General features: G+C 68.7%; 34 protein-coding genes and 1 pseudogene. 12 read left to right on the top strand and 23 right to left on the bottom strand.

Translation table 11 applies throughout. The features are described 5' to 3' along the window. The first annotated feature begins 2 nt into the window (after window positions 1-2). From HD596_RS64150 to HD596_RS62640, 3 genes are all read left to right on the top strand, one after another. Window positions 3-464 carry a RecQ family zinc-binding domain-containing protein gene (locus tag HD596_RS64150; protein WP_221519779.1) on the top strand — a complete coding sequence of 154 codons (462 nt, stop codon included), beginning with the start codon at window positions 3-5 and terminating at the stop codon, window positions 462-464. Between the two features lie 743 nt (window positions 465-1,207). Continuing rightward, the gene (locus HD596_RS42000) at window positions 1,208-1,510 is read left to right on the top strand and encodes a hypothetical protein (protein ID WP_185074981.1); all 303 of its coding nucleotides are present in this window, start codon (window positions 1,208-1,210) and stop codon (window positions 1,508-1,510) included. A 96-nt stretch (window positions 1,511-1,606) separates the two neighbouring features. Next, a complete protein-coding gene (locus HD596_RS62640; RefSeq protein WP_313046314.1) occupies window positions 1,607-1,834 on the top strand; it encodes a GTP cyclohydrolase I in 228 nt (75 codons plus the stop codon). Window positions 1,835-2,138: 304 nt separating this feature from the next. On the opposite strand, the gene HD596_RS60740 is transcribed toward HD596_RS62640, so the two are convergent. The 3 genes from HD596_RS60740 to HD596_RS41980 all read right to left on the bottom strand — a co-directional run bounded on the left by HD596_RS60740 (window position 2,139) and on the right by HD596_RS41980 (window position 3,738). Then, complete coding sequence (locus HD596_RS60740) at window positions 2,139-2,567, bottom strand: 3'-5' exonuclease (RefSeq protein WP_221519778.1); 429 nt, start codon at window positions 2,565-2,567, stop codon at window positions 2,139-2,141. A 235-nt stretch (window positions 2,568-2,802) separates the two neighbouring features. Next, a complete protein-coding gene (locus HD596_RS41985) occupies window positions 2,803-3,351 on the bottom strand; it encodes a transglutaminase domain-containing protein (RefSeq protein WP_185074980.1) in 549 nt (182 codons plus the stop codon). Window positions 3,352-3,510: 159 nt separating this feature from the next. Then, entirely contained in the window at window positions 3,511-3,738 is a 228-nt protein-coding gene (locus HD596_RS41980) for a hypothetical protein (protein WP_221519777.1), read from the bottom strand. A 60-nt stretch (window positions 3,739-3,798) separates the two neighbouring features. Between HD596_RS41980 and HD596_RS41975 the strand changes: the two genes are divergently transcribed. Continuing rightward, window positions 3,799-3,990: a hypothetical protein gene (locus HD596_RS41975; protein ID WP_185074979.1), complete on the top strand. Its 192-nt coding sequence runs from the start codon at window positions 3,799-3,801 to the stop codon at window positions 3,988-3,990. 165 nt (window positions 3,991-4,155) lie between these two features. On the opposite strand, the gene HD596_RS41970 is transcribed toward HD596_RS41975, so the two are convergent. Further along, on the bottom strand, window positions 4,156-6,816 hold the full coding sequence (locus HD596_RS41970) for an ATP-binding protein (protein WP_185074978.1): 2,661 nt from the start codon (window positions 6,814-6,816) through the stop codon (window positions 4,156-4,158). Between the two features lie 157 nt (window positions 6,817-6,973). Between HD596_RS41970 and HD596_RS41965 the strand changes: the two genes are divergently transcribed. The 6 genes from HD596_RS41965 to HD596_RS41940 all read left to right on the top strand — a co-directional run bounded on the left by HD596_RS41965 (window position 6,974) and on the right by HD596_RS41940 (window position 11,509). After that, on the top strand, window positions 6,974-8,062 hold the full coding sequence (locus HD596_RS41965) for an alkene reductase (RefSeq protein WP_313046313.1): 1,089 nt from the start codon (window positions 6,974-6,976) through the stop codon (window positions 8,060-8,062). Continuing rightward, a complete protein-coding gene (locus HD596_RS41960; RefSeq protein WP_185074976.1) occupies window positions 8,059-9,285 on the top strand; it encodes an MFS transporter in 1,227 nt (408 codons plus the stop codon). The genes HD596_RS41965 and HD596_RS41960 overlap by 4 nt, the downstream gene beginning before the upstream one ends. Window positions 9,286-9,382: 97 nt before the next feature. Further along, window positions 9,383-9,607 carry a sigma-70 family RNA polymerase sigma factor family protein gene (locus HD596_RS41955; protein WP_185074975.1) on the top strand — a complete coding sequence of 75 codons (225 nt, stop codon included), beginning with the start codon at window positions 9,383-9,385 and terminating at the stop codon, window positions 9,605-9,607. 126 nt (window positions 9,608-9,733) lie between these two features. Then, the gene (locus tag HD596_RS41950) at window positions 9,734-10,621 is read left to right on the top strand and encodes an NAD(P)-dependent oxidoreductase (RefSeq protein ID WP_446685875.1); all 888 of its coding nucleotides are present in this window, start codon (window positions 9,734-9,736) and stop codon (window positions 10,619-10,621) included. A gap of 8 nt (window positions 10,622-10,629) precedes the next feature. Next, window positions 10,630-11,031, top strand: a complete 402-nt coding sequence (locus tag HD596_RS41945) for a hypothetical protein (protein ID WP_185074974.1) — start codon at window positions 10,630-10,632, stop codon at window positions 11,029-11,031. 154 nt (window positions 11,032-11,185) lie between these two features. Continuing rightward, the gene (locus tag HD596_RS41940; RefSeq protein ID WP_185074973.1) at window positions 11,186-11,509 is read left to right on the top strand and encodes a hypothetical protein; all 324 of its coding nucleotides are present in this window, start codon (window positions 11,186-11,188) and stop codon (window positions 11,507-11,509) included. Between the two features lie 257 nt (window positions 11,510-11,766). Here the strand turns inward: HD596_RS41940 and HD596_RS41935 are convergent, their stop codons facing one another. The 6 genes from HD596_RS41935 to HD596_RS41910 form a co-directional block, all read right to left on the bottom strand. After that, a complete protein-coding gene (locus tag HD596_RS41935; RefSeq protein ID WP_512699284.1) occupies window positions 11,767-12,042 on the bottom strand; it encodes an STAS domain-containing protein in 276 nt (91 codons plus the stop codon). 199 nt (window positions 12,043-12,241) lie between these two features. Further along, window positions 12,242-12,688, bottom strand: a complete 447-nt coding sequence (locus tag HD596_RS41930; RefSeq protein ID WP_185074971.1) for a VOC family protein — start codon at window positions 12,686-12,688, stop codon at window positions 12,242-12,244. Window positions 12,689-13,663: 975 nt separating this feature from the next. Beyond that, window positions 13,664-14,041: an LLM class flavin-dependent oxidoreductase gene (locus HD596_RS65845; RefSeq protein ID WP_185074970.1), complete on the bottom strand. Its 378-nt coding sequence runs from the start codon at window positions 14,039-14,041 to the stop codon at window positions 13,664-13,666. Then, the gene (locus HD596_RS65840; protein WP_185074969.1) at window positions 14,007-14,150 is read right to left on the bottom strand and encodes an LLM class flavin-dependent oxidoreductase; all 144 of its coding nucleotides are present in this window, start codon (window positions 14,148-14,150) and stop codon (window positions 14,007-14,009) included. Before HD596_RS65840 ends, HD596_RS65845 begins: the two co-directional genes overlap by 35 nt. Window positions 14,151-14,214: 64 nt before the next feature. Continuing rightward, window positions 14,215-14,658, bottom strand: coding sequence for a nuclear transport factor 2 family protein (locus HD596_RS41915; protein WP_185074968.1), 444 nt, complete (start codon window positions 14,656-14,658; stop codon window positions 14,215-14,217). Window positions 14,659-14,686: 28 nt separating this feature from the next. After that, on the bottom strand, window positions 14,687-15,169 hold the full coding sequence (locus tag HD596_RS41910; RefSeq protein ID WP_185074967.1) for a DUF3237 domain-containing protein: 483 nt from the start codon (window positions 15,167-15,169) through the stop codon (window positions 14,687-14,689). 150 nt (window positions 15,170-15,319) lie between these two features. Here HD596_RS41910 and HD596_RS41905 point away from each other — a divergent pair, with 150 nt between their 5' ends. Further along, window positions 15,320-15,970 (top strand): winged helix-turn-helix transcriptional regulator, encoded by a 651-nt coding sequence (locus HD596_RS41905; RefSeq protein WP_185074966.1) that lies wholly within the window; start codon window positions 15,320-15,322, stop codon window positions 15,968-15,970. Window positions 15,971-16,150: 180 nt separating this feature from the next. On the opposite strand, the gene HD596_RS41900 is transcribed toward HD596_RS41905, so the two are convergent. The 9 genes from HD596_RS41900 to HD596_RS41865 all read right to left on the bottom strand — a co-directional run bounded on the left by HD596_RS41900 (window position 16,151) and on the right by HD596_RS41865 (window position 21,521). Further along, window positions 16,151-16,579: a hypothetical protein gene (locus HD596_RS41900; RefSeq protein ID WP_185074965.1), complete on the bottom strand. Its 429-nt coding sequence runs from the start codon at window positions 16,577-16,579 to the stop codon at window positions 16,151-16,153. A gap of 13 nt (window positions 16,580-16,592) precedes the next feature. Further along, complete coding sequence (locus HD596_RS41895) at window positions 16,593-16,823, bottom strand: hypothetical protein (protein WP_185074964.1); 231 nt, start codon at window positions 16,821-16,823, stop codon at window positions 16,593-16,595. Between the two features lie 177 nt (window positions 16,824-17,000). Beyond that, window positions 17,001-17,615, bottom strand: coding sequence for a site-specific integrase (locus HD596_RS41890; protein ID WP_185074963.1), 615 nt, complete (start codon window positions 17,613-17,615; stop codon window positions 17,001-17,003). Between the two features lie 553 nt (window positions 17,616-18,168). After that, entirely contained in the window at window positions 18,169-18,492 is a 324-nt protein-coding gene (locus tag HD596_RS41885; protein WP_185074962.1) for a helix-turn-helix domain-containing protein, read from the bottom strand. Further along, window positions 18,489-18,749, bottom strand: coding sequence for a tyrosine-type recombinase/integrase (locus HD596_RS60735; RefSeq protein WP_221519776.1), 261 nt, complete (start codon window positions 18,747-18,749; stop codon window positions 18,489-18,491). Before HD596_RS60735 ends, HD596_RS41885 begins: the two co-directional genes overlap by 4 nt. Further along, a complete protein-coding gene (locus HD596_RS41880) occupies window positions 18,689-19,564 on the bottom strand; it encodes a site-specific integrase (RefSeq protein WP_221519775.1) in 876 nt (291 codons plus the stop codon). Before HD596_RS41880 ends, HD596_RS60735 begins: the two co-directional genes overlap by 61 nt. A gap of 670 nt (window positions 19,565-20,234) precedes the next feature. Further along, a complete protein-coding gene (locus tag HD596_RS41875) occupies window positions 20,235-20,879 on the bottom strand; it encodes a hypothetical protein (protein ID WP_185074961.1) in 645 nt (214 codons plus the stop codon). Between the two features lie 46 nt (window positions 20,880-20,925). Further along, window positions 20,926-21,183 (bottom strand): hypothetical protein, encoded by a 258-nt coding sequence (locus tag HD596_RS41870; RefSeq protein ID WP_185074960.1) that lies wholly within the window; start codon window positions 21,181-21,183, stop codon window positions 20,926-20,928. Further along, on the bottom strand, window positions 21,183-21,521 hold the full coding sequence (locus HD596_RS41865) for a hypothetical protein (protein ID WP_185074959.1): 339 nt from the start codon (window positions 21,519-21,521) through the stop codon (window positions 21,183-21,185). The genes HD596_RS41870 and HD596_RS41865 overlap by 1 nt, the downstream gene beginning before the upstream one ends. 1,423 nt (window positions 21,522-22,944) lie before the next feature. Between HD596_RS41865 and HD596_RS62630 the strand changes: the two genes are divergently transcribed. After that, window positions 22,945-23,118: a hypothetical protein gene (locus tag HD596_RS62630; RefSeq protein ID WP_246555241.1), complete on the top strand. Its 174-nt coding sequence runs from the start codon at window positions 22,945-22,947 to the stop codon at window positions 23,116-23,118. Between the two features lie 47 nt (window positions 23,119-23,165). On the opposite strand, the pseudogene HD596_RS65835 reads toward HD596_RS62630, so the two are convergent. From HD596_RS65835 to HD596_RS41845, 4 genes and pseudogenes are all read right to left on the bottom strand, one after another. Further along, window positions 23,166-23,285, bottom strand: a pseudogene (locus tag HD596_RS65835) (recombinase family protein); the annotation flags it as partial. A gap of 240 nt (window positions 23,286-23,525) precedes the next feature. Next, entirely contained in the window at window positions 23,526-24,446 is a 921-nt protein-coding gene (locus HD596_RS41855; protein ID WP_185074958.1) for an SDR family oxidoreductase, read from the bottom strand. Window positions 24,447-24,569: 123 nt separating this feature from the next. Further along, entirely contained in the window at window positions 24,570-25,037 is a 468-nt protein-coding gene (locus tag HD596_RS41850; protein WP_185074957.1) for a MarR family winged helix-turn-helix transcriptional regulator, read from the bottom strand. A gap of 11 nt (window positions 25,038-25,048) precedes the next feature. Next, the gene (locus HD596_RS41845) at window positions 25,049-26,107 is read right to left on the bottom strand and encodes an alkene reductase (RefSeq protein ID WP_221521068.1); all 1,059 of its coding nucleotides are present in this window, start codon (window positions 26,105-26,107) and stop codon (window positions 25,049-25,051) included. Between the last annotated feature and the right edge of the window lie 52 nt (window positions 26,108-26,159).

Raw genomic sequence — 26,159 nt, 5'->3', positions numbered from 1 at the left:
GAGTGGCGCAGGAGATTGCCGCGGCCGGCGCGGGCACCGACCGCAAAACGCTGAGCACGCGCACCGGACTGTCGCCCCGCCGCCTGACGCTCCTGCTCGACCTGCTGGAAAGAGCCGGCGCCGTACGCCTGTCCGCCCGCCACATCGAGCCGGCCCCCGACGCCCCCGCCCCGGGTACCGCCGCCGACCTCGCCCGCCACCTGGCCGAACGCCGCCGCGACGTCGAACGTACCCGGCTGGAGATGATGCGCCACTACGCCGAGACCGACGACTGCCGTCGCCGCTTCCTGCTCGGCTACTTCGGCGAGCAACTCCCCGCGACCCCTGCAGCAACTGCGACACCTGCCTGGCAGGCACCCCCGAACGCCGGCAGGCGGAGACTGGACCGTTCCCCCCGCACGCCCGCGTGGAGCATCGCACGTCGGGGCCGGGCGAGGTCATCCAACGCGGCGAGGACCGCCTGACGGTCCTGTTCGACACGGCCGGGTATCGCGAGCTGCAACTCGACGCGGTCCTCGAACAACACCTCCTCACCGAAACCCCGCCCTCCCCCTGACCGCTGACCAATCCCCGGCACAAAGCAGGTGCCGCACCCTTCCCTGGGAACGAAGGGGTCATCCGACCGGAACACCCAGAGTTCGCAGAGATGCGAGGCCGCGTCTTCGCGTGAAGAGGCAGCAAAGAGAAATCGTCAGGGGCAGAGCATGAGTTCATGCCCGATATTGGCCGGGCGGCCGATGTGGCGGCGGCCCGGCTTCTGGACGGTCGCCGACAAGGCGGCGCGACTGCCATGCGCCGATGAAACTTTCACCAATGTCAATGCTCGCTGGTTCAAACCGTCCATCCCAGAACCCGCCCGCCAATGCCTTTCAGCTCCGACTCGGGCGCAAAGTACAGAATATGGGCCAGAATAAATCCTGCCACCCCCGAAGCCCGAAAGCTCGCAGCGGAAAGGGTCCTGCCACACCCGTTGACAGTGATCCATAGCAGCGATCACAGTATGCATGCTTGTAGATCTCGAGGCGGCACTCGAGGTGAAGCGCACAATCCGCCAAATCGAAGATCAACCGAATGAGCAATTCCCCCGACGTGCCCGAAGCAATGTGCTCCACCATGAGAAAACGGCCGCCAGATTCTTATGACAGGCGGTCAACGCTGCCGCCGAATTCCGGTGATCGACCAAACGCCCGCCCCTGTAAGGAGAAGCATGCGAAAAGTCACTTTGCTCCGCCAATTCGGTCTCATCTCTGCAGTGGCGGCCGGCCTGGCAATCACGCCCGCGGCCGCCCACGCCGACGGCTATGACACTCCCCGCAGCGCCACTGTTGTGGGGGCGGGCAACACCTACGCGGAAGGGGTGGCGGCAGCCGAACGCCGGGCCCGGCAGGCCGTCCTCGCGGTCGGCCACGACTGCACCCCTGGCACCTATTACACTTCCGGCGTCTACGCCTCTCCGGGCGGCGGCACCTGGGTCTTCCAGTCCACCCACGAAGCAATGTGCGTCGACTGATCAAGTTCCAGCAGATCGGCCTCCGCCGGCTTACCGGGGCACTTCAGCCTCGCTACCCGCAGTCGGAGGCCGTTCCACCGTTCGGCATAGCAATTGGTGCGCGGCGCGCACGTCGGCGTGCTGCCCGCTGCTCGGATCGCCGGCCTGTCGAAGCCGGCCCGGGCCGTGGAGTCCTTCGCGGCGCGCATGCACGTACAGGAGGAGCTCGGGCAGCAGATCGCTACTTTCCTGGAGGAGCGGCTGGAATGCCGCGGGGTGGGTGTCGTCCTGGCGGCCGAGCATCTGTGCATGCGAGGCGCGGAGTTCGTGCCCAGGGAGCTGTGACTTCGAAAATAGTCGCTACGAGCCCGCCGGACGGGCCTTCCTCCGCATCACCATGCGCACCCTCCACGACCGCGACGACCTGCGCGATGCCTTCCTACGCAGGTTACGGGCGCCGGCCCAGCCCGGCAGAGCAGAGACTGATGTCCCTATGCGGCGCCCCCGACGCCGTCACCATGACCGTCACCGCGACCGCCAACCGGCAAGACCGCTTCACCGCCGAAGGACATGCCGCCCTGCAACACTTCATGCAGACGAACCACGCGCCAGCAGTCCCTGACCACGCTCCACAACCGCGTTCAAGATCTCAGAACAGCCCAACCTGAACTCCGCCCGGTGACGCCAGACGCTTGGGCGCCAACCCACCCACCCGGTCAAGATCGGACAGCGTGCGCCAGCGCCCCGAGCGCCCGCCCTCAGCCACCAGCCGCTCGAAGACCCGCGCCGTGACCTGCACGTCCGGCATCGCCCGATGACGGCGCCCAGGCGGCTTAATCCGCAGATACCGCATCAGATCGTCCAGTCGGTGCGACGGCAGCTCCGGGTACAGCGCGCGAGCCAGCCGTACGGTATCCAGCAGCGGGACAGCCGCCAGGACGGGACAGTGCAGCCGCTGGTGGGCGATGAGCCCCGCCTCGGTGGGCGCGTGATGGGCGACCACCCGGTACGGCGGCGCCGACAACCGGCGGTCGAGCTCGGCCATGACCTGCTCGGGACCGGCAGCCGTGGCCAGCATCGCCGCGGTGATACATACGCACGTCGAACGAGCTAACCGGCACCTCGACGGGCGGCGCGATCAACGATTCAAGACTCCACAGCTCCGACCAGCCGTTGACGATGACAGTGAGGGCGAGGACCGCCACCTCCACCGGAACGGCGGACCGTCCGGCGGGGTCAGCGCCTCGAAGTCGATGACCAGGTAGGTGTGCCGGGCAAAGGCGGCATCGCAGTACAGCGGCGAGGCCCCGCCATCAACCGGCCCCATGCCAGGGCGCGTTCGTCGCGGCACCGGCACGGACCTCGCGCAACCAGCGGTTGAACGCCTTCTGACAGCGGCCGCCGCCGTCGGCGTCGACGGTCTCGTCGAGGTCGGCGTTCGGCACCGGTGCGGGCCCGTCCCCCGGTCGCCACAGCGGCCCGCGCGGCTCGTAGGCCGGGACAGTGTCGGTGATGCCGTCCCATACGGCGACCGCCAACCCGGCGGCGGCCAGGGGCGGATCGTGGGTGGCGTCCACCAGCGTCCACCGGCCATCGATCAACGCTTCGGCCGCTGAATGCACGTCCTCCCGGGAGGGCAGCATCCGTACCTCGGCCGGCCGGTTCGGCAGGTGATACAGCCACCGAACTTTCCGGGCTTGGTACCCCAGCGCCCGGAAGCCCTCGATCAGATAGGCGGACTTCGCCAGGCAGTCACCGCACCCGGAGATCATCAGCGTCTCGGCGTCATGGGCGCCGTCCGTGGCGTACGGCACGTTCCGTACGGCGAGGAACAAGGCGATCCGCTCGGCGCGCGCATCCACGCGCTGACGGTACCCGGCTGGAGCCACATGCACACCGCTACCCGTCAGAGCCTCCCATCGGCGGTTGGAACACGCGTCGCAATGGTCAGGGCCGGTATGGAGTCGCGAGGCTGGACGCAACGGGTGGCCGAGCAGCTTGGGCGTAACCGCCTTACCGCCTTACGTAAGCCGATGAGCTCGCAGCACCGTCGGCAGGACGCGGGCCAAGGCCGCCAAGAGCGCCCGATCGGCCCAGTCCGGCTTCGGACGGACGACCCGACGCTTCAACACGGCAACCTCATGCCGGAGCACCATGATCTCGACATCCTTGGACGCCTGGCTACGACCCAGCAACACCAGCCAGCCGAACACCCGAATCAAGGTCAGATACAGCAGACGAACCAGCACAGGCAGGGATCTTGCCCACACGACATCTGGAGGTCAAAGCCGCAGGTCAAGCACCACGCGATGAGTGATGAAGCGGTACAGGTGGATGGTGGAGCGTCCGACGCTGTACTCGGTGGCCAGGTCGGCCAGGGACATCTCGCCATCGACATACCGCCGGCGGATGGAGCGCCGAGCGGGTTCGGGCAGTTTGAGTTGCTTACCCTTGAGCTTGCCGACTGCTGGTACTACATGAGCCCGATGACCGGCCTGTAGCCCGGGTTCAAAGGCTCTGCCGGGCCCGCGAGGCAGGAGGTTCCGCCACGGCGTAAGGCTGGCCTGGCCAGAGGCCGTCCGTCAACAAATGTGACAGTAAGCCCGGCTAGCTGAGCTGCTCCTATTCGGAGGCCAAGAGCGCGGCTGCGTGAATGTCGGCGTGGTTCAGGTGAGGTCGAGGCGGGCCAGCTCCCGGCGTGACCGGATGCCGAGCTTGCGGTAGGCCCGATAAAGGTGGTGCTCTATCGTGCGCGGGCTGAGGAACAGGTGTGCAGCGATCTCCCGGCTTGTGCTCCCGTCCCTGGCCAGACGTACGACCTGGAGTTCCTGGGGCGTGAGCCGCTCCAGCGGGTCGGCGGCCGTCGGCTGGGCTGCCAGGACGGACTCTCCTGTCGCCTTCAGCTCCGCCTCCGCCCGCGCCCGCCACGGCGCGGCCCGCAACCGCTCGAAGGTCTTCAGCGCCGCCCGCAGCGGGGTGCGGGCGTCGGTGCTGCGCCGGGCCCGGCGCAGCCACTCACCGTACGCCAGCTCGGTGCGCGCCTGCTCGAAGGGCCGGTCGGCGCGCCGGTGCGCCGCCAGGGCGCGCAGATAGTCGTCCTCGTCGTCACTCAGCAGCGCGCGGCAGCGGGCGCTGACCGCCTCGGCCCATGGCTGTCTCCCGGCGCGTGCCCAGGCTTCCAGGCGGCGCAGGGGCTCCTGGGCCCGTTCGGGCTCGCCCAGCCGCACGGCGGCCTCGACCTGCTCGGCTCCGGCTGTGACCAGCATCGTCAGGTGGCGCAGCGGTCCTCGCGCCGCGGCCTCGAGCCGCTCCAGCACCCGGTCGTAGCGTCCGAGCCCCAGGTCGAGCAGGCAGAGTGCGGCGAGGCCGACCATGCCGCCGGAGTCCGGCTGGTCGCCGGCGAGCCGGACGCAGCGTTGCTCGTCGCCCTCGATCGCCGCCGCCCTGGCCAGCACCGAGTGCAGCCGCGGCACACGCTGGTGCATTCCCGTGTGGCGGGCCAGCTCTACGGCCTCCGCGATGCACGCCTCGGCGTCACGGTGTCTGCCGGCCTGCACGTGCACCCCGGCCAGATCCTGCAGCACCTGCGGCAACGCCCCCACCAGGCTCTGCCGACGCAACCGCGCCACCTCGGCGCCGGCCAGGGTGGCGGCCGCGTCGTCGTCGGTCATGACCATCGCGCAGAAGGCAGCCCACCGGATGGTGGCGCCCTCCAGCAGGGTGCCCGGCGCGTGGCTGGTGATGTCGGGCAGGGTGTGCGCGACGAACTGTGCCAGCAGCGGCAGGCCGCGCGCGTAGTCGTCGTCGACCAGGTGCGCCAGACCCTGGATCATCGGATCCTGTGTGCCCATGGCGGTCAGCCGTGCGGCCGCGCCCCGGATCACCTCCGCCTCGCCGCAGAGCCAGGCGTACCCCGCCGCCGTGCGCAGCATGGGCACGGCGCCCACCGGGTCGGCAGGGGGGCACCGTTCCATCAGGAGCCGGGCGGCCGACCGGCCCTTTCCCCGCTCGAACTCCACCGCCGCTCGTGTCTCGGTCAGCGTGGCGAGGGACGTGGGATCGTCCAGCAGGTCCTCGGCCTGGCCGACGAGGCCGGCGGCGTGGTCGGCGTGGCCGGACGACAGCGCCAGCGCCGCCGCCTGGCCCAGCCGGGCGGCTCGGTCGCGCGGGCGCGGGGTGTAGGTCGCGGCCTGTTCCCACAGCCCGGCGGCGGCGGCAAAGGCGGCCCGGCCGCGAGCCCGTTCGGCGGCGCGCGTCAACGCCACCGCCAGGTCCTCGTCAGGTGACGTCGTGGCCGCGGCCCGGTGCCGGATCCGGCAGTCGTCGTCGGTGGCCACGTCCGCCAGCGCCCGGTGCACGGCGATCCGCCGCGCCAGCGGCGCGCCCTGGTAGGCGGCGGTGCGGATCAGAGGATGGCGGAAGGCGATGGCCGCGGCACTCACCTCGACCAGTCCGACCTTCTCGGCCTCCTCCAGGTCTTCCGGTCCGACTCCGAGCGCGTCCGCGGCGCTCAGCAGCATCGGCAGGTCACCACGGCCCTCGGCGGCGATCATCAGCATCATGAGACGGGTCTTGTCGGGCAGCAGGGCGATGCGTGAGCGGAAGGACGCGAGCACCCGGTCGGCGATCGGGATCGGGCCGGCCGCCGCGTGGTAGCGCCTCCGTTCGCAGGAGAACTCGATCAGCGCCAGCGGGTTCCCCTCGGACTCGGCGATCACCTGCTCCCGTGCCGCGGGGGTCAGGCCTCGGTGGGCCAGGACGCGTTCCGCGTCCTCCTGCGACAGCCTCGACGGGCGGATCTCGGGCAGACCGGCGGCGGCGAAGCCCTCCTCCCGCGCGGCGAACAGCAGCGCCACCCTCTCCTCCGTCAGACGGCGGGCGGCGAACAGCAGTGCGTCGGCGGTGGCATGGTCGAGCCAGTGCGCGTCGTCGACCAGGCAGAGCAGCGGCCCGTCGTCGGCGAGATGGGCCAGCAGGCTCATCACGGCCAGCCCGGACAGGAACCTGTCCCGCGCGCCCGCGCCGCCCGAGCCGAGCACCGCCCGCAGGGCGTCCGCCTGTGTCCCGGGCAGCGCATCGAGGTGTTCCTGGACCGGCCAGAGCAGTTGGACGAGCCCGGCGAAGGCGAGATCCGCCTCCGTCTCGACGCCGGTGACCCGCAGGACGCGCACCCCGATGCCGGTGCAGTACTCGGCGGCCCAGTCGAGCAACGCCGATTTGCCGATGCCGGGCTCGCCGCGCAGGACGAGGCCGCCGCTGCGGCCGCCACGCGCGGCCTCCACGAGGTCCTCGATCGCGGCCTGCTCGCCCGCCCTGCCATACAGCAACCGACTATGCCTTTCGTGCGGGGATACGTACGGCCGTGCCGTCCGGGATACGTACGCGATCCCAGTAGTCCCGTACCGAAACCTTACCGATTCGGCCCGTAAACGCCCGTTCATACCCTCGTGGCAACGAAGACGATCCCGTGACGAGGAGAGTGACGTGAACGAGCTTCTCACGCCGGTGACCATCGGCGAGCTGGATCTTCCCAACCGCCTGATCATGGCGCCCATGACGCGCAGCCGGGCACGGGACGGGCTCGTCGGTGAACTGACCGCCGAGTACTACGCCCAGCGCGCCGCCGCCGGTCTGATCATCACCGAGGGCACCCAGCCATGCGTGATCGGCCAGGGCTACATCGACACCCCCGGCTTGCACACGCCGGAGCAGATGGCCGCCTGGCGGCTGGTCACGGACGCGGTGCACCGGCGAGGCGGCCGCATCGCGGTCCAGATCATGCACTCCGGGCGGATCGGCCATCCCTGCCTGTATCCCGGAGGGGAGCTTCCCCTCGCTCCGTCGGCGATCTGCTCCGGAGAGCGGCTCTACACCCCCGAAGGGCTGCTGGATCATCCGACGCCGCGGGAGATGACGCTGGCCGACATCGACCAGGCCATTGAGGATTTCGCCGCCGCGGCTCGGCTGGCGATGGAGGCCGGCTTCGACGCGGTCGAACTGCACGGCGCCAGCGGCTACCTGATCCACCAGTTCCTGTCGGACAATACCAACCGGCGCACCGACGCCTACGGCGGTTCGGTGGCAGGACGGCTGAGGTTCGCCGTGGAGGTCGTGCAGGCCGTCACCGACGTGATCGGGCCTGGCCGCACCGGCATCCGGATCTCTCCCGGCATCTCCTACAACGGTATGAAGGAGAGCGACACGGAGATCCTCTACACGGAGCTGGCCCGCGCGCTGGCACCGTACGACCTGGCGTACGTGCACGTCTCGGAGAACGACACACGCGACGTGACCAAGCTCATCCGCGCCGAGTGGGAGGGCCCGCTCGTCCTCAACCCGCACCCGTGGAGCGGCGAGGAGCCGGCGAACCCCGCGGATGGGGTCGAGGCACTGCGCTCCGGCCTGGCCGACGCGATCTCCTTCGGCCGACTGTGGCTGGCCAACCCCGACCTGCCCACCAGGATCGCGGCGGGCGGACCGTACACCGAGGCCGACCCGAGGACCTTCTACGGCGGCGACCACCGCGGCTACACCGACTACCCCGTGCTGTCCGTGAGCGGGGAGGACAGATGAGCAGCTCATCCCCCGCCCCCTTCACCCACGCCGGAGCGCCCGATCAGCTTGGAGCTCCGGACCGCGGGGTTCCGGCGGCCTGGCTGGCGCTGCTGGCGGGACCGCTCTCCTTCGGGATCGCCGGGCCCAGCCTCATCCTGCCGGACGCCGCCCGCGACCTCGGATTGACTCTGGGTGCCGTGACCTGGATCGTCACCGCCTTCGGCTGGGCCATCGCGATCGGCACCCCCTTGATGGCGGGCTTGCAGAGCCACCAGGGCGTACGCCGGGCCCTGCTCACCTGTGCCGCGCTGGTCGCCCTCGGCGCAGTGCTCGTGGTGAGCGTGCCCTCACTGCCGTCGCTCGTGCTGGGCAGCGCGGCTCAAGGGCTCGGCACTGCCGGGTTCACCACGATCGCCATGAGCCTCACCCGCTCGGCGCGCTCCATGGGACTCGTCACGGCCTCGCTGGCGACGGTCGGTTCCACCGCGCCGCTGATCGCCGACCTGGCCGGAGAGCTGCTGTCCTGGCAGGCGGGCCTGGCCCTGCCCGCGCTGAGCCTGCTCGCCGTTCCCGGCGTGCTGCGCCACCGACCCGCCGACCCGGTGCCGGACGCACCCTTCGACCCGGTGGGTGCGGTGCTGCTGACGGCATTGGTCACCGCGCTGGTGTTCGTGCCCAACTCATGGCCGGTTGCGGGGACGGCCGCCGTGGCCGCCGGTGGGCTGCTGGCGCTGCACCTACGGTCTAGGCGCGACGGATTCGTGCCCGCCTCGATCGTCCGCGCTCCGGTGTTCCTCCTGACGTCCGGACTGGCGTTCCTGCTGGCCGCGACCAACTTCGGCATGATCTATCTGCTGCCCACCCTGCTCGTCGGACAGGCGGACTGGACCAGCGGCCAGGTGGGAGCCGCCATCCTGTGGCCGCTGATGTTCGGCGGGTTGGCCTCCTACGGGATGATCGCCGCCACCGCGAAAGCGCCGGTGAAGGCCGTTGCCGGGCTCTTCCCCGGGCTGGCGGCGGCAGGCGTGGGGCTGGCATGCCTCAGCCTCTCGCCGGCCGCCCTCCTCATCGCCCAGGCGCTTACCTCCCTCGCCGCCGCCTCCGGACAAGGGGCGCTCGCGGCACGCGCCGCCGCCGCGGTGCCCGACGGCGCCAGATCGACGGCGATGGGCCAGTTCAACCTCTGCTACCTGCTCGGCGCCGCATTCGGCCCCGCCATCGCCGCCGCGCTCGCCGGCTGACCTCGACGATCCGGCCCTCGGAGTGTGAAGGAACGAGAACGTACGCTAAGCCTGTTCGCCCAGCTCACCGGTACGCCGGCAATGGCACCACCGGGCGGTGGGACGCCTGACCGAAGGCCGCGGCCGACTCAAGCCGGCCACCGGCGACCACACCGAGTTCCTCAAGCGTTTCCTGGACGCCTCGCAGAACGGCGACGTGCCGGCGCTGGCGGAACTGCTGGCCGAGGACGCGATCGCCGACAACGACGACGGCAGCAAGGTGCGCCCCGCGCTGCGTCCGGTCACCGGCCGCAGCGCGGGCTGGCATTCGTGGCCGGGCTGATGTCCCGGTATCCGCTGGAGGAGGCCCGCCTGTCCGAGGTCAACGGCGAGCCCGCGTTCTTGGACCGTGATCGGCGGGCAGCGGCAACTGGTCACCTTCGGCATCGGCGACGGACGCATCCACGAAATCTTCGGCATCCTCAACCCCGCGGCGAGCCGGGTCACTGTGCTCGGTCTAGGTTCCATGGGATCGGCGATCGGCAGAACGTTCGTCGAACGCGGATATCGCACAACGGTCTGGAACCGAACGGCAGGCAAGAGCGCGCCGCTGGTCGACGTCGGCGCCACGGCGTCCGCGACAGCCGCGGAGGCGGTGGCGGCCAGCCCGCTCGTCGTGGTCTGCCTCCTCGACGGCGCAGCAGTCGACGAAGTGCTGGCCTCGGTCGATGACGTGGTCGCCGGCAGGGTGCTGGTGAACCTCACCAGCGGCTCACCCGCCCAGGCGCGCGCCGACGAGCGCTGGGTGAGTGAGCACGGCGCCGAGTACATCGACGGCAAGATCATGGGAGACCCGCCGTATGTCGGCACACCGAACTTCACCGTCCTGCTCAGTGGTTCCCGCAGCGCCTTCGACGCCCACGAGTCGGCCCTGCGGGTGTTGGGCGGCGTCGGCTACCACGGCGAGGACCCCGGCTTCGCCGCCGTGGAGTTCATGGCCCAGGTCGCCATGGGTTACGAGATGCTGATCGGCTTTCTGCACGTGCTCAAGCTGGTTCGGGCGGAAGGGGGTGATGTGACGGAGTTCGCTCAGCGCTTCGCCGGCTCGCTGGCCGCATATCCGCCGTTGCTGACCGGGATCGCCAAGGCGGTCGCGAGCGGCGAATACCCGCCGGACCTCGGTCCGCTCCGTGTCCAGGCCGCGCTGATGGACGACATGATCGACCACCGGGAGTCCGTTGGCGTGGAAACCATGCGGATGCGCCAGGTCAAGGAACTGATGGATCGCCGGATCGCCGACGGCCACGGCGAACAGGGCTTCTCGAGCCTGTTCGAGCTGCTGGCGAAGGAAGGCTGAATCGCGTCATGAGCTACCAGGACGAAACAATCCTCCTCTTCCGCAACACCATGCGAATCACCGACGGCCACCTGGAGGATTTCCGCGACGCCATCGCCCGAGCCGTGGAGTTCGCCCAGCAGCACGGCCCGCAGCTGATGGTGCAGACCTTCGTGGACGAGACGCGGATGCTCGCGCACAGCTTCCAGCTCTATCGGGACTCCGACGCGGTCCGCCTGCACTGGAAACTCGCGGACCCGTTCATCCAGGACGTGATGAAGCACTGCCGGGTGAAGCACTTCGAGGTGTTCGGTGAGCCGGACGCCGAGGTGGCGGCGGGCCTGCGCTCGTCGCTCGGCGAGCAGACCCCGCTCACGTTCTCCCCCCGCATCGCCGGCTTCCTACGCTTCGGCGTGGCACCTCAGGCGTAGCCGACGCGCCCGCACACCGCCCGGACGCGAAGCGAAGCTCCCCGTCGGCGTCATCATCGCCAGCAACTTCGCCAACGGCCGATGGACCGTCCAGAGCGACGACGGCACCACCACCGTTATCTGGGGTTTTCAAGCGAACCTGCTCGTCAGCCAGTTGAAGGCCGGTCAGTCACGTCAGGCACGTAGGCTGCTCGCGTTTGCTCGGGCGGTCACGGTTGGCAGTAAGTTCGTTCCGATCTGCGGCTGTCGCGGTTGCCTCATCGGCGGCTCGTCGAGCCTGAGCGAGATCGCCGGCGTTGGCGTCATGCTGGGTGAACAGATCCAGCAGGGCCTGGACGGGGATGGTGCGCTGGCTGGGATGGCGCAGGTGCTGTCCCGGGACGATGACGTAGCGGTTGCGTCAGCCTTCGCGCAACACCTCGATGTAGCCGGCCTGGCGCAGATCGCTGACGATGCCAGCGGCGGGCGCGCTCGGTGATGCCGATAGCGTGGGCGATGTCGCGGATGCGCGCCTGCGGGTTGTCAGCGATGAGGCGCAGCACCCGGCCGTGGTTGGTCAGAAAGGCCCAGGTGGGATCGCGTTCAGCCGGTTCCTGGACGCCCATGAGATCCTCCGTCGGAACGAAGCCCCAGCCTCACGACACCTGAACAGCTTATGACGAAAACATCTTCAGGTGATGCGTCTCGCAGTCCGATGCCCCGGGGACGGCCTGGTGTGCGGCAAGCACGGGTGGTTCAGACGGGGTCGGCCTCGCTGGGCGGCTGCGGCGCGGCCGCCGGCCCCGGTGCTGCCTGAACGGCCGGGATGGCCTCCTCCACCGATGCCTCGATCTGGAAGGCGGTCCGCAGGCCGGTGATGGTCAAGATGCGCCCCAGGTGGGGCGGGATGGCCGACAAGACCAGGGTGCTGTGCTGTTCCCGGCTCTGGCGCAGCAGCATCACCAAGACGCCGACGCCCCTCGAATCGCAGAACGTCAGCCCGCTCATGTCTACCACCAGCCCGCCCGGCATCGTCGCCCAGGCGTCTTGAGCTGCTGGTGCAGCAGCCCTGCCCGCCCCTGAGGTCCGTGCGCTGAACGCCGCCCAGGTGCGCACCGTCAAAAACGTGCTCGACCGGCTGGAAGCCTTCCACTGGCTGATCGTTTCCCAGGCTGCGCGGTCAGTGCATGCCTCAGGTTCGAAAGGGGCGGGTTAGGAGACGTCGCTGCATCTACGCCTCCTCGATGGGAGGCATGGAAAGTCCACCCGGGTGCCAGGTCTGCAGAAACGCGGCTTGCTGCCTCATATCGACGAGTTCGATGTCCGCCCCTATGGAGTCCAGGCGGTGGTAGGCGAACTGACGGCCGTAGGGGCAGCCGGAGAAGGATTCGGGGAAGCCGGCGGTAGCGAGTCTCTCGGCTCCGGCTACGAGGTCAGATGTCCAGAACCCGAGGTGATGAAAGCGAGGTCGGCTTGTGTCGCCCCACGGGCCGCCGGGCGCGGCCTCGATGAGTTCGATAAAGGCAGGACCGTCGGTGGAAAAGACGATGCGATAGTCCCAGTCCCCGATGCGTCCGTCACGGGGGTCATGCCAGGTGACCGCTGCGGCGCTGGAGAGATCCCTCATCGCTGCTTGCAGATCAGGGACGGTGAAGCAGACGTGGTAATAGGCGGACATCGCGTTCTTAACGCTCCAAGTCGAAGAGGATGAAGACGAAGCAGACTTACCCGTTCTCAAACCCGCGCGTGACTTCCCGCCGATCGCGAGGCCGGCCGGGTCGGCGCATCTCCGCTGAGCCGAGCTGCGAGTTGGTTCGGGGGGACGCTTGTCCGCTGTCGGGGACCACGACATGGTCCAGCACGTAGCCACATCGAGCCATGGCTGCGTAGGGCGGAGTTGCCGATGGTGCTCACGCCGGTTGGCAGTCGGTGGCTGTCTGGTGTTCACGCATCGCTTTGCCCGTCGGGGAGCGGACCTTGGAAATCCTCGCAGAGGCGGCGTCGACCAGGCACTGCTCATCGCGCTCATCGTCGCCAACGACCACACCCTCGACGCCTGACGGCACACCCACCAGGCCATCCGGCTTCAATGCCCGGCCGCGGACACCTCTCCCTCCCTCACCTGCCCCCGCTTCGAACGGCTCCGCCACCGCCAAGGCGACCGACCGGCCTCATCGATCTGACCGACGCCCGCCAGCGGGCCGCACATCCCTCGGCCAAGCGGTCGGCGGCTGGTAGGAGGGCGCTCGCTCGTACGATCGGCGAGCTTCACACGGTTTCTGCCGGCCGCGCGGACATGTTCTACGGCAGACAGGCACGATATTGCACCGTCGCCCCGGAGGCCGGCCATCTTCCCGTGCTCGGACATCGTTGGAGCGAGACCTCGCACCGCTTGAAAGAACTCGGCATGGCACCCAATGGGCGCGCAGCCGCCGAACTGGCCATGTTGCACGAGGTCCTGGCCGAAGACGACCCGGAGCATCGCAAACTTCTGGTGCTCACGAACGGTGATCCGGAACCGAACAACTTCCTCGTCGAACGCGATCACGGATGGCTCATCAACTTCGAGTTCGCGGGCTATCGGCACGCATTGACCGATCTCACCTGGGCGCGCCCCGCGCCGTGCTGGTGTGGATTCATGGCTCCGGCCGGCTCAGCGGCGCCAGCGCCTGGCCCCGGCTATCACGGCCGGAATCTGGCGGCGGCCGAAGACATCGTCGTCGTCACGCCGAACTACCAGCCCGGCGGGCTCCGGCGGTCGTGCCGGTGGCCAGCCACAGCGGCGGGCCACCGGCTTGCTGGGGTGTGCGGTTTCCAGGAGCCGGCCGACGCGTTGGTCGAAGGCCGCGCCGACGGCCTCGAATTCGGCGCGGTTGGCGGGCAGGCCGAAGCCGCTGCCCAGGGCGAGCACCAGTCGTCCATCGGCCAGCTGGTCGAGGGTGGCCAGGGTGTGCGCGAGTGTGACCGGACTGCGCAGGACGGGCAGAAGGGCGGCGCTACCGATCGTGGATCCGGGTCGTTCGAGCCACAACCGCGCTCAGCAAGGTCAGCGGTTCGGGGACGGGCGTGGCGAGCAATGAATCACCCGTCCGCACCGAGTCGAACCTGGCGTTCTCCGCCTGTTTCGCAAAGTCGAGCACCTCGGCGATGGGGGTGCCGCTGAGGAGTGCTTCTCGGGCGGCAGGAACACTCCGATTTTCGGTGTCATGAGTGGCCCCTGGATCCGGCCGTCGCTGCGGCGGTGAGCGCGGTCTGGGCCTGGGGAAGGTCGATGAAGGTGTCCTTGCGTTCGACCAGTCCGTTGTCGTCGAGCGTGACCACGTCGAGGCAGTCGAAGCGGATCGGGCGTCGATTGCCGTCCGGGTCGGTGAGAACGGCGGTGAGTGCCCAGTCGAGAACCCAGTGGCGGTCACCGATGATGACCCGGTAGATGTCGAACCCCATCTCTGGCCACTGGGCGAACATGGCGGCGAAGGTGTCGCGGACCGCGGATCGGCCGTGGATCGGCTGCTCGCCGTTGTGCAGCCAGAACTGGGTTCCGGGCGAGTGCAGCGCGACGATCGCGTCCACGTCGTGGCTGGCGAAGGTCGCGGCGTAGGTGTCGAAGAGTGCTCTGACGTCAGGTGAGGGTGGTGTGGCGGCGGGCATGGCGCTCTGCTTCCTATCGCTGGCCGGATTACTGGATGCTGTAGACGCGGTAGTTGACGTGTTTGAGGGACAGCTCGTTGACGGCGATGGCGACGGTGGAGTTCAGCCACGCGTAGCGGTTCGCGCCGGTCTCGAACAGGGGCGCGGACCGTGCGTGCATCTCGTTCCAGGCGACGGTCTCGCCGGCCCAAAGCCGGCCGATCGCCTCGTCCGAGAGTGTGGCGCGACCGGTGACGGTGACGAACACCAGCTCGTCGTCATGGGTGCGAAGCGTTGCCCGGACATCGAGGCGGGCGACGCGGTCGGAGCCGACCATGATCCAGTCGCCGCCGCCGGGCAGGAACTCGCCATGCAGCCGCGGTCCCTCGACGGTTCCGTGGTCGACGACCGCGATCATGCGCGTGCCCAGTGGAGTGGAGAAGGTCTGCATGGTCTGGAACGTGATGGCGAAGTCGCACAGGTGCTCGACCGCGACCGCGGTGATTGCTGGGTCAGCGTCGACGAGAGTCATGAGGTGTCCTCCCAGGCCGTTCGTGGGGGCAGGTCTTGTCGGGCGCCTGCCGCTGCACCACCTTCAGATGGTCGCTTGGAAAAGTCAAGTCTTGAATCTGACTTTCAAAGTGAAAGCTTTGATTGCTGAGACTTGCGGTAGGCTCCCGTCATGGCATCGCGGACCTACGGCCACTACTGCGCAGTGGCCAAGACACTCGACGTGGTCGGTGAGCGGTGGTCCCTGCTGGTCGTCCGGGAGCTGCTCAACGGGCCGAGACGTTACGTCGATCTGCTCGCCGGGCTCGCAGGCATCTCCACCGACATGCTCGCCACCCGCCTGAAAGTCCTGGAAGAAGCCGGAATCGTCAGCCGGCGCACGCTCCCAGCGCCTGCCGCGTCGAAGGTGTACGAGCTGACGCCCCTCGGCCGGGATCTGCAGCCGGCGATGACCGAGCTAGCCCGGTTCGGCATGCGCCTGCTCGGGGAGCAGGACGACGACGCCTTCCAGATCCACTGGATCACGCCGTCGCTGCGGGCGATGTTCCAGCCAGAGCGGGCCCAGGCCCTATCCCTCACCATCGAGTTCAGAGTAGGCGCCGACGCCATACACGCCCGCATCGCCGACGGCGCGCTGCACACCTGCCCCGGCTCCGCCGACGATCCTGATGCCGTCCTGACCTTCACCGATGCCGCGACGCTCGCCGAGATCGGGCGCGATCCCGCCGCGTCGCTCACCGCCGTCTCCACCGGCCGCCTCCACGTGCGAGGAAAACCCGACGCTGTCCAAGCCGCGAGAGAGCTCTTCGGACTCAACCGCTAGACCAGCCACCCACACCGCCTTGGAGCTACCTTGCGGCCGGTGACACGGACCCGAGTGGAGGGCCAGGAAAGCCCAGAGTTCACGCGAACTGAAGGTTCTTCAGCGGGAACTCACGTGGGTTCGGCATCTCAATGCCTGTTCGCCTCGTGGGTTCAGCGCACTGAACGTCGCGGGAGAGTGTCAGCGGAGAGCGGCTTCGAGCGCGTCCGGCAGAGCAGTATCGGTGATGACCAGGTCGTCGCCCAGGTTGAGGATGCGCACCTCGCCGTGATCGAGTCCGAGCCGGAGGCCGATCTCCGTCTCGATCCGGTGGTCGATGATGCGGTGAACGGCTCGGATCGACTGGCCGGTGAATCGGCTCATCAGAAAATCGTCTGGGGCGGGACCGACGGTGACCTGGCCGTACTCGTCCATGTCATAGGAGTCGTGTGGTTGATCGAGCGTCAACTCGAGCGAGGCGTCGGGGGCGGTGTGAAAGCGAACCGGGCCGAGATCGCTCAGGTGTAACCACATGTGCACCAGTGAAAGCTGGTCGTCGCTGGGGTGGGTGTGCCACGACACCGTCACCTGGAGCAGCCTTCGGCTGACAAGCTCATCAGCGGAGATCACGACGCCTATGGTGTCACGGTGGTTCGGGCGTTTCCGCAGCGGTCTGCAGGAGGTGGCGGGCGGCGTTGGCGTAGCGTATGGCGGTCTTGTCGTCGATGCCGAACATGGCAGCCAGATGCAGTGGGTCGGGGCCGCGGGTCAGAGCCTCTTCGAGTTGGCGGTCGATGCGAAGGCGCTCCAGGGTGGCGGTCAGGCCCCGGACGGCGTTGGTGACCCAGAGCTTGCCGACCGGGGAGTTCTCCATCGCGGTGTGCTGAGTGAGCAGCACATGGGGGGTTGGCGGTGTTCGGCCAGCGGCTGCGCCGGTAGTCCAGCCAAGCGAGGAGCGCTTGACGGGTGAGCTCGTCGAGAGGGCGAGGGTGACCGCCTATGGTGATGCGATGGTTGCCCAGGTCGATGTCGTCGAGCCGGAGGTCGCGGATCATCTGGGCCGAGCCGCGTGGACGGCGGCCAGGGCGAGAATAAGGCGGATCGCCGGGGTCGTCGCGGTGGCGACGGCGCGGTCGATCTCGCCGGAGGCGAGGGGGAGGATCACCTTTTCCGGCCGGCGAGCGATGCGGATGCGGATGGTGGGGTCGCGAAAGATCCGCCCGCTCTTCCTGCAAAAACGCATGAGCGAGCGCAGTGCCACGATGGTGCTCTCCCGTTTGGCGCCCTGCAGGGTGTCCTTGATGGTCACGATGTCGTCGCGGGTGACCTCCCGCAGGTGATCGTAGGTGCCTGACCAGTCGAGCAGGACAGGCCGGGTCTCGGTGACGTAGCTCCAGACGGTCTGGATGCTGCGCGCTCGCTGGCGGGGCCCGCCCTCGTGCAGTAGGCAGGCCCATGCCTCGACGTCGGCGGCGATGCCGGGAGCGATGCCGCTCAGCTTGCCGGCCAGCCAGCTGTTGAAGGCGGGGACGCGGTCATCATCGAGCAGATCGATGCGAGCGAGGACTTCGACGGTGCGTCCGACGCTGAGGCCGTGGTGACGCAGCTTGGGAAACAGTTCCGAGAAGCGGATCATGTCGCCGGAAGTGTGGGTGGACAGCAGCATGACCAGGGCCCGGTCGACGTCACTGATGATCCACCGGGTCCAACCCCGAGCCTCGGCGAGGGCAGCGGCCGCCCCGCGGGCCGTGCGTAAGGCCGGGTTGGCCGGGTCAGTGTGCCGGCGCCGGTCGAACCTGGCATAGTCGTGACGCACTGTGATGGGCAGCCGCAGCTGAGCCCAGTGGTGGGGAAGATCTCTGGCTGGGCGGGCGGCGGCTGGGGACGGGAGCGTCGGCGTCCCTGCCGTCCAATGCGCGGCCCAGGGCCTTGGGATCGCTGTCGGTGCATGTTGCTGAGGAACAGCTGCTGGCAGGTGAGCCTGCGCAGGAACGGTTCCAGCACGGTGACCTGGTCTTTGGCCTCCAGGCTGGCCTGCAGCCAGCACAGCCGGCAATACCCCTTCTTGATCGGGACCTCGCGGTGGCAGCTTGCGCACTGGCCGACTTGGTGGAGCTGGCCAAAGGTGTAGCAGGCGCGGCAGTATCGGCCCGGGAGCACGCCCCAGGCATAGCAGCCCACACAGGTCGCCGCCGGCTTGGTCGGGGAGATGAAGCCCATCAGGCGGGTGGCAGCGACCGTCCGTCCCGCCGCTTGGGTGTCACCACGGGTGTCTGGCCGACGGCTGTGATGCGGGCCTGGCCGCTGTCGGCAGGAGCGGGCACGAGCTCCGGTTCTGGGATCAGCAGCTCTGTGATGCCGCAACCGAGCACGGCGCAGATGACGTCCAGGTCCTCCAGCTTGACGCTGGCCGGATGGCCCGACCACAGGCCGGACATCTTCCCGGCGCTGATCACCATGCCGCGTTCGGCAAGCAGACGCTGCAGCTCGCTGGCCTTCCAGATGCCGCGGTTGGCAGCGGCCAGGCGCAGGTTCCACTTCATGGGATCAATCCCTTCAGCCGGTCGGCGGCCCGTTGCTGTCCGGCGAGCCAGGCCTCTTCGACGTGCGTGCGATGGACGTGGATGTACTTCATCGTGGTGGCCACCCACGCGTGGCCGAGGGTCTCCTGGATGGCGATCAAGTCCATGCCGGCGAAGTAGAGCTGGCTGGCGCAAAAGTGCCGCAGAACGTGCGGTGTCAGCTTCTCTTTCCAGTCCGGCAGGTGCCGGGCGGCGGCTTCGGCCAGCGCGGCGCGCAACGCTTCGGTGCCGACCCGGGCGGCGCTGCCGTCGGCGTTCTTGCGCTCGGAGGGCAGGAGCGGGACGCCGTGACGGGTGTGGTCGTCGCCGAAATGGCCCAGACGTCCTCGACGAACCAGCGCAGCGTCCGGCCGGCATCGTTGATCAGCGGAACCATCCGCTCGCGCGGGCCGGAGCCGCGGGCGCCCTTGCCGAGGCGAACGTGGAGTTTGCCGAACCTGCCCAGCTCCCATTTGACGTCGGCCAGGTCCAGGCTGCGAGCCTCGTTCACCCGCAGGCCGACCTCGGCCATCAGCCGGGCCGCGGTGTAGTTGCGGGCTGTGGGGGCGAACTTGCGACAGGTGGCAAGCTCTGCGCGCCAGCCGGCGAACAGGCGGGTGATCTGCTCGGCACCGGGCGGGATCCGCAGCGCCGCGTCCTTCTGTCCGCGCGGCCGGTTCATCTCATCGATCGGGCACTCCACCACGTGCCCGGTCAGCTGATGGATCTCGATCTTGTGTCGTAGCTCCAAGAACAAGAAGTAGGTCTTGATCGCCTGGGCCCGCGACAGGCGGGTGCCCTTGGCCGCACCGCGTAGTACCTGGCCGAAGTAGGCGTCGGCGTCGGCCGGTTCCATCGACCACAACGGCCGGCCGAGCCAGGCCCGGACCTGCTCGATGTGGATCACCTCAGAGCTGATCGTGGTGTCTGACAGGCCGGCAGCCGCGCGCGCGAGCACGAACCCGGCCAGCACGTCGGTCTCGAACTCAACCAGCTCTTCAGGGCCGACCGGGGCACGCGCCTCACGGAGGTCTCGCACGACGGACAGGCTCAACCCACGCCTCCTCGTCTTCATCGGCGATGTCAGACGATCGAGGAGAACGATAGACCTTCAGAACTGGCGCGATCCCGACGACAACGGGGCTGAAGTTCCCTTGCTGCTTACGTGTGGACGGACACACACGGCAACGAGATCGAAATCTGCGAAGGGTGCTGCGTCACGTGGCGTCCGGGCTGTGAAGAGAATCCGGGCATGGAGCACCCTCTGCGCATCCGGTCACGAGAACCGTGACGCTGAGTGGCGGGCGTTCTTCCCGGGGGCGGACTGGGCGACCCCGGAAGGACGCTCAGCGAAAACCATCTCGCTATGCTGACTGCCGCCAGCAACCGATCACCTGTGTTGCGACCCCTCGAATGCGCCATGCGAGGTGAACGGGGCTCGGTCTGTCCCGTGAAACAACCTAACTGATCACTACACTGGGGTTTCGCTGCGGACCGCGAGACCGAACACGAACGGCTGAGGCACCGGAACGGCGGCAGGCTTCCCGAGCGGCTACGGGAACGTCGTCTCGTTGGCCACCACGACCGTGCGAGGCGGCAGAGGGTTCAGCAGATCGACTGGCACCTGCTCGGTGACTGCGAGCGCAGGCGGATCGTCGGAGAGGGGCGGCACGATCGCGGCCAGCCACACCAGCCGGTCATGCTTGGCGGCTGGGACGATGTACTCAATATGGCCCCACCGCCAGCCTGTGCCCAGCCTCAGGGGGAGCTGGCTGCGCATCAGCCGCGACTCGTCCTCGGTGAAGGTCTTCGTCGCCGTGAGAACCTCGGGGGACGCCGCAGCGCAGGAGAAGGGGTACACGGTCACGGCAGCTTTCCTCCACGACGACCACGTGCGCGACCGGCCCGGACTTCGGCGACACCTGGCCACGCAGGACCAGGCCGAGCACCGCCGGCAGCGGCAGGATGAACGCCGCCGTCTGCGCCGGGGTGAGGACCAGCCAGAAGTGCGAGAGGCCTGTCAGGATCGTGGACACGGCGCCGGTCAGGGTCGAGATGACCCACGGCCGGGTCTGCAAGGCGACGATGAGCGCGAGCACGCCGGAGCCGATCGTGGACACATAGCCCGCGGCGGTCTCGGTGAGGCCGAGGGCCGGGATCGTGACCATGAACGCGAGCAGATGCTCAGCCGCCAGGCCCTCCACCTTCGCGGCCCGCTTCAGCGCTGCGGTGACGTCGCCGGACGCGGCCTGCGGGCTGTTGTAGCCCAGCCGCTCGGCGATCAGCGTCGGCGACACTCCGGCGATCCGCATCTGGAGCGCCTGTGAGCGCCGTTGGGCGAGTTCGAGCTTGCGCCTGTCGTCGGCCACCCGGGCACGCCTCCTTCCGGACGCTGGTTGTCGGTTCCGCCAACGACTAATGGCCGTCCACGGCCTCGGCCAGGTCGCCGATCGGCACGTGATCCACGATCTCGGGCGGGAACTGGTCCACCACCTCCACCGTCGCCGGGGTCACCCACACGCCGCGGGCGCCGACCTGCTCGGCGAACACCGCCAGCGACGGCATCGACCAGCCGTCCCCCTCCGGCGCGGCCTGGTCCACGATGAGCGCGAACGGCTCCTCCGAGACGCCCGCCAGCTCGTACAGCGGCAACCGCAGCACCTGGATCCGCACTACTCCCCCTCGCCGCCCTCGTCCTCGGCCGCGTCAGCGACGGCGCCGGCGGCGGCGGGCGTGTACATGCGCGGGAAGATGGACCGGGCCGCCTTCCAGAACGCACCCTTGCCGTCGTGCACGATGTAGTCGCCCAGCCAGGCGCGCAGCGCCCCCTCCGGCGTCTGGATCTCCACGTACTCGGCCGACCGGCCGCGCAGCGCGGTCTGGCCGACGATGCCCTTCAGCTTCGACTCGGCGTTGATCCAGGCGACGATGTCCTCGATGTCGTGCCCGTTCACCTCGACCACCTCCACGACGGTGTCGATGGGCTCGTACTGGCGAATGTCCACAGCCATGATCAGTTCTCCGTCCCTGTTGCCGCCCGGTTGCCGTACCGGGCACGCATCGTGCGGATGCTTGCCGTGATGGCCGCGCACGCAGCGACCACTCACCTGCCTTGTGTGACTGTTTCGTCGTCCACCCCCCGATGAGCGGAAAAGTCCCCAAAACGTCCGGTTATCGCCCTGGCTGCCAGAAGAGCGAAAGGGCTACCTTTCTCGCAACAGCCGCTCTTCAACAGAAGAACACGCGTAGACCCAGCAGAAAATCGCAGGCACGAGAGAGGGACAATGAAGAAAACGACCTGGGCATCCGCGATTGCCCTGACCGCAGGACTCCTGACCCTGACCCCGTCCGCAGCGCACGCCGATGCAACAGAGGTTCGCAATACAGGCACGGTCGGCATCGGCGCCGTCCAGTACAGGGACGGTAATTACGCTATCGATGGTAAATACGATGCCCTGATGCCAGGGGGGCGCTTTTCGGGCTACCCAAGCACTGCGGGCATCTGGGTCGGGCCGGGGTACTGCGTAAGAATCCGCGGCTGGCTCTGGGGGACTGAGCAAAACCCCCCACCTCCGGAGGGTCTGACGGACCCCGTTGTCCTCAAAGGGAACAGGCACGTCTGGTTCGAATCGGGTAGTTACGATGTGAAGGCATTGCTGTCCACCGATCCCGGCTGCGCAGGTGCGACACGGAGCGCCGATTCTGGACTCGATCTTCAGACTGAGCAGTCAGGCTGACGAACCTGAAGGCGCTGGACACGCCAGAAAGTGCCTTTCTGCTCGCTGGAAGCCGCTTATTCCTCGATCCCTTCGCGGGATAAGCGGCACTCCAAAGCACGGCTGTTTCCACTGCATGAGATCCTCCCTGAGGCGGAGGAATCGCGGCGCGAGGAAACGCCGAGGTGGGAGCTGGCAGGATGTCCCGCAGGACGCCTTCGCCAGTGACGTGGCGTACGGCTCGTGGAAGAAACACGGCGGCACGGTCGGCGTCGGCGACACCCGGACGAGGCGCTGGCAAGCCTGCGCGACAAACTCACCTGACCCGCCGCGCGGGCGCTGGAGGGATGTACTCGAACGAGACCAGCCCGAGCCGGCGCGGGTCGAGCGTGTCCTTGTGCTGGTTTCGCCGTTTGCTGCTGGTGTGGAGCTTGGTGGCGCGGGCCTGCCGCTGCCACCGCGGCGACCGGTACCGGTAGCCCTGGTCGGCGAGATGCTGCGCCGTCGGTGACCGGGTCGAGGTCGCCGACGGCGAGAGCGACGCGGGCGCGCCGCTCAGTGAGGAACAGCGGTCCCCTGCTGCGGCCGGCGAGCAGCTTCGGTAGGAGCCGCACGGTGCGGGTCTGCCAGACGATGATCGGGGTTAACGAAGTGCGACGCCCGACCTCGATGTGTGATCGCCCTACCCGGCGTCTCTGGCCTGTGGATGATGCGGTGGATGGTGGAGCGTCCGACGCTGTACTCGGTGGCCAGGTCGGCCAGGGATAATGCCCCCGCGAGTGCGCAGGTGCCCGAGGTCGGCCTCGAACTCGGCGACCATGGCGAGGGTCTGCAGGAACAGCCGCCCGAACGGGTCGTTCCAGTCGTGGACGGATGCGCCCAGTCCGAATAGCACACCGCGACCGGACAGGTCGGTGAGGATCGGGTCGCCTCGGTCATGTTGCGGGCGAAGCGGTCGAACTTGGTCACGGTGAAGACGCTGCCGTCCCACACGGCGGCGAGGGCCTGGTCGAGGCCGGAGCGGTTGCGCCGGGTGGTGCCGGAGAACCCGCCGTGCACGCGCTCAAGTGTTCCGGATAGGGGCCCTTCACCGGAACAGCTATACGGAACACCTCGACCTGGGGCGCTGTCTCGGCTGGCGGGTGTTGCGGTTGAGGATCCCCTTCCGGAACGCCGCCACGATCACGCGGCCGTCAGCCCTATTGGGGGGCCAGCGCGCAGACTCGCAGGACTTGCAGGCCATCGGATTCGGTAGGGCAGCCTGAGTTGTCCTGGTCAGGGCGCCGGGGCGCGGGCCTGTCACCGGTGCTGTGCGGTGTCCAGCTCGTCGCTGTAGCGGGCGAGGGCCTCTTCGGCCGTGGGGACGGGGCCGAACAGCTGCTCTTGGCGGCGGGGGTCGGCGACGTAGCGGCCGGTGTCGAACCAGCTGAACATCGCGGCCATGTCCTTGATCAGGGGCATGAAGCGGCCGGCGACGGCTCCCGCGGCGCGGGCGACGGCGGACGGGACGGCCCACACCTTGATCTTCTTTCCGGCCCTGCTGCCCATCAGGTCGGCTATCTCGCGCATGCTGACCGGGCGGTCCCAGCCGATGTCGATGCGCTCACCGTCGTCGGCCTCGGCGTCGACTGCGGCTGCCAGGTACGTCGCGAGATCGGAGGTGTGGACGAAGGTCAGCGGGACGGTGGTCTTGCCGATCCAGATCAGGCGGCCCTTGTCGATCGGGTCGCCCGCCATGCTCGCGATCTGGTCGAGGAACGCCCCCGGCCGCAGTGCGAGGAACGGGACGCCGAGCTGTTCGAGTTTGTCCTCGGCGAGCTTCTTGTGCCAGAAGTGTGGGACATCGGGCGTCCGGTCGCTGGTGAGGATGCTGGTCAGGACGAACCGTCGGATGCCGGTGCGGTGGGCGGCCTCGGCGAGGTTGGCGTTGCCGACGGTGTCGATGTCGTGCGCGTTCTTGCCGCCGCGGGTGTAGCCGGCGGCGGTGGTGATGACGGCATCGGCGCCGTTCATGGCGGCGACGAGCGAGTCGAGGTCGAGCATGTCGCCGCGGGCGATCTCCACGCCCCGGCTTTCGGGCCTGCTCGCGTCGGTGGTCGGCCGGACCAGGGCACGGACGTTCTTGCCGCGCTTGAGTAGTTCGTCGACGACCTTGCCCCCGAGAGAGCCGGTCGCCCCGACGACGAGGACCGGGAGGGTGGTGGAGTCGGTGGCAGTCATGGGTTGTCACTTTCCATCAGGTCAGGAGCGAGGGGCTTGGTTCCGAGGCCGGTCGTCCGCAGGCGGATGGGACGGGGTGATGCGGCCGTTCTCGATGTGCGGACGGTCGGCCGCACCGGCGCGTTACTCGGATTCTTCTGGCGGAAGCGCGCGGCTGGTGAGCGTCTCGGTGATGGCGTGGGCGGTGTCGATGAAGGACTCCGCCTGCTGCTCCGACAGGGTCCGCGCGGAGGTCTCCTCCAGGGTCTGCCACAGGGCTGCGATGGGTTCGCGCATGGCACGGCCCTTGTCGGTGAGGTGGACCACCAGGACGCGCCGGTCATGTGCGGCCGGCTCGCGGACGAGCAGGCCGGCGTCCTGCATCCGGCGCAGGGACTTGGAGACGGTGGAGTGGTCCAGGCCGACGCTTTCGAGCAGTTCGGACTGGGTCTGGCCGTCCCGGTCGAAGAGCTGCATCAGCAGCAGTTCCTGTCCGGGATGCAGGTCCATCGCGCGAAGCAGGGCGGCGGCGTGGGCGCGGTGGGCGCGGGCGAGCAGGAAGATCGCGTAGCTCAGCGGCCCTTTGCCGGCCGTCGTGGGGATGTGGGGCATGGTTCGGTACCTTAAGCCGTGTAGGTGGGGTAGTCGGTGTAGCCGGCCGCTCCGCCGCCGTAGAAGGTGGCCGGGTCGGGGGTGTTCAGCTTCGCGCCGGCGCGGAGCCGCTCGACCAGGTCCGGGTTGGCCAGCGCGAGGGTGCCGACGGAGACGAGGTCGGCCGTACCGTTGTCGATGTCCTTGGCGCGGGTGGGCAGGTCGGTGCCGCCCCGGTTGAGGATCAGCGTGGCCGGCCACTGCGCGCGCAGGGTTTCCAGCAGAGCCTCCTCGCCCGTGTGCATCACGTGGAGGTAGGCCAGGTTCAGCGGGCGCAGCGCGTCCAGGAGCGCCGGATACAGCTCCGCGGTGTCGGACTCGGCGATGTCGTTGTAGGGGTTGCCGGGGGAAATGCGCAGACCGGTGCGCTCCGCGCCGATCTCGCCGGACACGGCGGCGGCGACCTCGACGGCGAAGCGGATGCGGTTGTCGAGGGAGCCGCCGTAGCGGTCGGTGCGCTGGTTGGTGTTGTCGGACAGGAACTGGTGCACCAGGTAGCCGTTGGCGCCGTGGATCTCCACGCCGTCGGCGCCCGCCGCGACGGCGGCCGCCGCCGCGCGACGGAAGTCGTCGACCGTCGCCGCGACCTCCTGCGTCGACAGCGCACGGGGCGTGGGCATCTCCTGGGGCCCGGACGCGGTGAACATCACGCCCTCGGGACGGATCGCCGACGGGGCGACCGGCCGGCGCCCGTGGGGGGTGTTGTCGGGGTGGGAGATGCGTCCGACGTGCATCAGCTGGATGACGATCCGGCCGCCGGCCGCGTGCACGGCGTCGATGACCTTGCGCCACCCGGCGATCTGCTCGTCATGGTGAATGCCGGGAGTGAGGAGGTAGCCCTGGCCGTCGGCGCAGGGCTGGGTTCCCTCAGTGATGATCAGTGCGTGCGAGGCCCGCTGGGCGTAGTACTCGGCGTTCAGCTCGGTCGGGACGCCTTCCGGCGTGGAGCGGTCACGAGTCATGGGGGCCATGACCAGGCGGTGCGGCAGGGATATGCCGCCGACGGTGGTCGGCGTCCACAGAGAGTCCAGCATGTGTGGTCCTTCGGTGCGGCGAGCCCGGGTGGGCAACGGGGAAGGCGGC

This window comes from Nonomuraea jabiensis (assembly GCF_014204795.1).
GTDB classification, from domain to species: domain Bacteria; phylum Actinomycetota; class Actinomycetes; order Streptosporangiales; family Streptosporangiaceae; genus Nonomuraea; species Nonomuraea jabiensis.
The sequence above is the reverse complement of the archived record's forward strand: the minus strand, read 5'-3'. Positions and strand labels throughout refer to the sequence as shown.